This is a genomic window from Pontibacter sp. HJ8, assembly GCF_054824225.1.
The window spans coordinates 1-3,969 of sequence record NZ_JSYF01000543.1; the positions used below are offsets into that span (position 1 = coordinate 1).

4 protein-coding genes are annotated in these 3,969 nt (G+C 52.5%); all 4 read left to right on the plus strand.

The annotated features are described in order from the left end of the window. Positions 1–181, plus strand: a 181-nt coding sequence (locus OB13_RS19100; RefSeq protein ID WP_461491780.1) for a type B 50S ribosomal protein L31, incomplete at its 5' end; no start/stop codon positions are given. 74 nt (positions 182–255) lie between these two features. Beyond that, the gene (locus OB13_RS19105) at positions 256–1,461 is read left to right on the plus strand and encodes a GlmU family protein (RefSeq protein WP_461491795.1); all 1,206 of its coding nucleotides are present in this window, start codon (positions 256–258) and stop codon (positions 1,459–1,461) included. A gap of 85 nt (positions 1,462–1,546) precedes the next feature. After that, entirely contained in the window at positions 1,547–2,674 is a 1,128-nt protein-coding gene (locus OB13_RS19110; RefSeq protein WP_461491781.1) for a DNA polymerase III subunit, read from the plus strand. 4 nt (positions 2,675–2,678) lie between these two features. Then, positions 2,679–3,638, plus strand: a complete 960-nt coding sequence (gene hemC / locus OB13_RS19115; protein WP_461491782.1) for a hydroxymethylbilane synthase — start codon at positions 2,679–2,681, stop codon at positions 3,636–3,638. Positions 3,639–3,969: the final 331 nt, after the last annotated feature.

Here is a 3,969-nt window from a genome sequence, read left to right on the forward strand (position 1 = left end):
ATTCATCACCCGTTCTACGATGAACTCTGACGAGAAGATCACCATGGAAGACGGCAAAGAATATCCAGTAATCAAAGTGGAAGTTTCTTCTGCTTCTCACCCTTTCTATACTGGTAAAAACATCTTCGTGGATACTGCTGGACGTGTGGAGCGTTTCAACACCCGTTACAAGAAAAAATAAACCGGAATACCTGGTTAAAACGTTACAAAGTCTTCCTGAGAATATCAGGGAGACTTTTTATTTTTGTAGCTATGATAAACATCCTTCTCTTCGATGACGCTGTCATCCGGCAGTCGCTTCTGCCGCTGACCTTTACCAGACCAGTGGCTCAGGTGCGCGTGGGCATCAGGACCATCGCCGAAAAATGGCAGGCGCAGGCGCAGGCCACGGTGTCCTACCTGACGCAGCCCTACCTGCAGGAGAAGTTTCCGGCGGAGCTCCAGCCCCGGAATATCTACATCAACGGCGCAGTATGCCCTGATGCGCAACTGGTGCAGCAGATAAAAGAGCTGCAGGACGGACAAAGCCTGTGGCAGGAGGGTATGCTGGTGGCGCTGCAGGCAGGCGATCAGCAACTGCACAGTTTAGAGGACCTGGCAGGCTATACCTTTGCCCACAAGCAAGAATGCCGGCCCGAGACCATCATCCGGGAGGTATGGGAGCTTTTTGTGTTCAACGGGCAGCAGATACGCAGCGACTACCAGGTGCTGACCGCTGGCCGGCAAAGCCAGCCGATCGGCGATAAACATACCATTGTGTACAATGCCGAAAATATCTTCCTTGAAGAAGGGGTGAAGATCCGGGCTGCCATACTCAATGCAGAGAATGGCCCTATCTACCTCGGAAAGAACGCACAGGTGCACGAAGGCGCCGTAATCAAAGGCCCTTTTGCACTGGGCGAGGGCAGCAACGTGAACGTGGGCGGCAAAATGCGCGGCGATGTATCCATCGGGCCTTTCTGTAAGGTAGGGGGCGAAGTAGCGGCTTCCGTTATCTTTGGCCATACCAACAAAGGGCACGAAGGCTACCTGGGCAACTCGGTGCTGGGCGAATGGTGCAACCTGGGTGCCGATACCAACACATCCAACCTGAAGAACAACTACGCAGAGGTGAAGATATGGAACTACGCCAAGGGCGGCTTTAAGAGCACAGGCCAGCAGTTCTGCGGCCTGATCATGGGCGACCACAGCAAATGCGGCATCAATACCATGTTCAATACCGGTACAGTCGTGGGTGTGAGTGCAAACGTTTTCGGAGCAGGTTATCCGCGTAATTTTATACCTTCCTTCGCCTGGGGCGGTGCCTCCGGCTTCGAGACGTTCCAGCTGCGCAAGGCATACGAGGTAGCCGAAAAAGTACTGGAGCGCCGCCAGATAAAGTTAGACCAGACAGAAAAGGCTATCTTAGCAGAAATATTCGAGCAGACCCAGCAATACCGGGTATGGGACAGGAAGGCGTAAAGGCTGCATTGTTCAATTGCTAAATTGTTGATTCAGGCATTGAGTGGAACAATTTAACAATTCAACCATTTAACAAACTGAAAACGTGCATTTCTCGCAGATAAAAGGACATCAGGAAACCAAGCAACTGCTGACAAATTCTGTAAGGCAGAACCATGTGGCGCATGCGCAGTTGTTTCTGGGGCAGGAGGGAAGTGCCAACCTGGCCCTGGCGCTGGCTTATGCTACCTACATCAACTGCGAAGACCGGCAAACGGATGATTCATGCGGCACGTGCAGCAGTTGCGTGAAGATGAACAAACTGGTACACCCGGATTTCAACTTCGTGATGCCGGTCACCAGTACCAAATCAATTACCAAGGATGTGCTGAGCCAGAAGTTCCTGACCGACTGGCGTGAATTCGTGCTGGCCAACCCCTACCAGGGACTCAACGAATGGATGCAGCACATCGGCGCTGAAAACAAACAAGGCAACATATCCAAAGAGGAAAGCCGCCAGCTAGTGAAGCTGGTGTCGCTGAAAGCATTTGAGGGCGATTACAAGATCGTGCTCATCTGGCTGCCCGAGCTCATGCACCCTTTCGCTGCCAATGCCCTGCTGAAACTGCTCGAAGAGCCGCCTGCCAAAACCTTGTTTTTGCTGGTGTCGCAGTCAGCCGAAAAGCTGCTGGCTACCATTACCTCCCGCACCCAGATCGTAAGGGTACGCGCTTTTACCGAAGAGGAGGTGATCGCCTACCTGCAGGAAAAGCACGGAGTAGACCAGACAGCCGCTTACCAGATTTCACAGTTAGCGGAGGGGAGTCTCAATGCCGCCACGAAGCTAACTAGCGAGATCAGCAGCGATTACTTTTCGTTCTTCACCGACTGGATGCGCAACTGCTATACTTACAAGTTCGACAAAGTGGTGGATAGCAGTGAGGAATTTCAGAAGCTGGGCCGCGAGAACCAAAAGAACTTTCTGCTCTATGCCCTCAATCTGTTCCGCAAGGTCATGCTCTACGGGGTGGATGAGTCTCTGATCAGGTTTTTGCCGCCAAACGAGCTCGATTTTGTACAGAAATTCTCTAAAGTGATCACGCAGGCCAATGCCGGGCAACTGACCGAAGAACTCAACCAGGCGCATTATCACATCGAGCGGAATGCGAATCCCAAGATGGTGTTTGTAGATAGTTCTATTCAGATAGCCGGCTATTTGCGCGGCACAAATTAAAGATATGACAACGAATATGAAAGCCAGGACGACGATACGGATTGGTACACGGAGCAGCAAACTGGCCCTCTGGCAGGCCAACGCAGTGGCCGAGCGGCTGCATGCGGCAAACTTTGCCACCGAGATAATAGGAATGAGCACCAAAGGCGACCAGATACTGGACAAGTCCCTGGATAAACTGGGCTCCAAGGGTGTGTTCACCGAAGAGCTGGAAGTCGGCCTGCGGGACGGCAGCATCGACATTGCCGTGCACAGCGCCAAAGACGTACAATCTTCTATACCTGACGACCTGGAACTGGTGGCCTTTATGGAGCGGGAAAAGGTGAACGATGTGATTTTGTCTTTTAATCCGGACTTCAAACTGGAGCGTGACAGCAACGTAATTATTGGCACTTCTTCTACACGCCGGAGAGCCCTTCTGAATAAATACTACCCGAACGTGACCACGGCCGAATCGCGGGGTAACCTGCAGACGCGCCTGCAGAAGCTCAAGGATGGCCAGTTCGATGCGCTCATGCTGGCTTACGCCGGTGTGTTCCGCATGGGCTACGACGACCTGATCGTGCATACCTTCCCGGAAAATGAATTTGTACCTGCAGCGGGGCAGGGCAGCGTAGCAGTGGAGTGCGCTCGTGACCTGGATCCGGAGCTGAAGCAGCAACTCAAGCAGGCCCTGGATCACGAAGAGACGCACGTATGCCTGGTAGCAGAGCGCGCTTTCCTGCGCACCATGGAAGGCGGTTGCAGCATCCCTTCGTTTGCGCTGGCTACCTTGACGCAGGATGGGAACGTGCGTATACAAGGCGGCCTCGTCAGCCTGGACGGACAGCAGCACCTGTACGATATATTTGAAGGAAGCCCGGAAGAAGCCGAAGCGCTCGGCGTAAAGCTGGCCGATACCATACTGGGACGTGGCGGCGTGCAGATTTTGAAAGACATAAGGGAGAAGCGGGGAGAAGGGTAATAGGTATAGTTTCACCCGCTGGTGCAAGCTTGCAGTTCGTAGCCTGCTTTTACTTCGTAGCGGCAGCTTAACCAAGCTTCAACCTGGTATTGTTTCATAGATTCGCCTGTGCGGCGGGCACTTACTTTTTTTCTTGACAAAAAAAGTAAGCAAAAAAGTCAAGACGCTTTTAAACTCGCTGACCGCTCAAACACAAAATCGTCACTGGTGCACCTGGCAAAAGCTATTGCCTTGTAGCTTCTGTTGTTAGGATGTCTGCTATACCTGCTGCTACATATCTTATACCTGATCAACAGCAGTAGCAGCAAGTCCCCCTTCGAAGGGGGCAGGG

What these genes read in the sequence shown, in the direction of transcription:
- hemC (WP_461491782.1), top strand. Translation starts at nt 2,679, where the DNA reads ATGACAACGAATATGAAAGCCAGGACGACGATACGGATTGGTACACGG.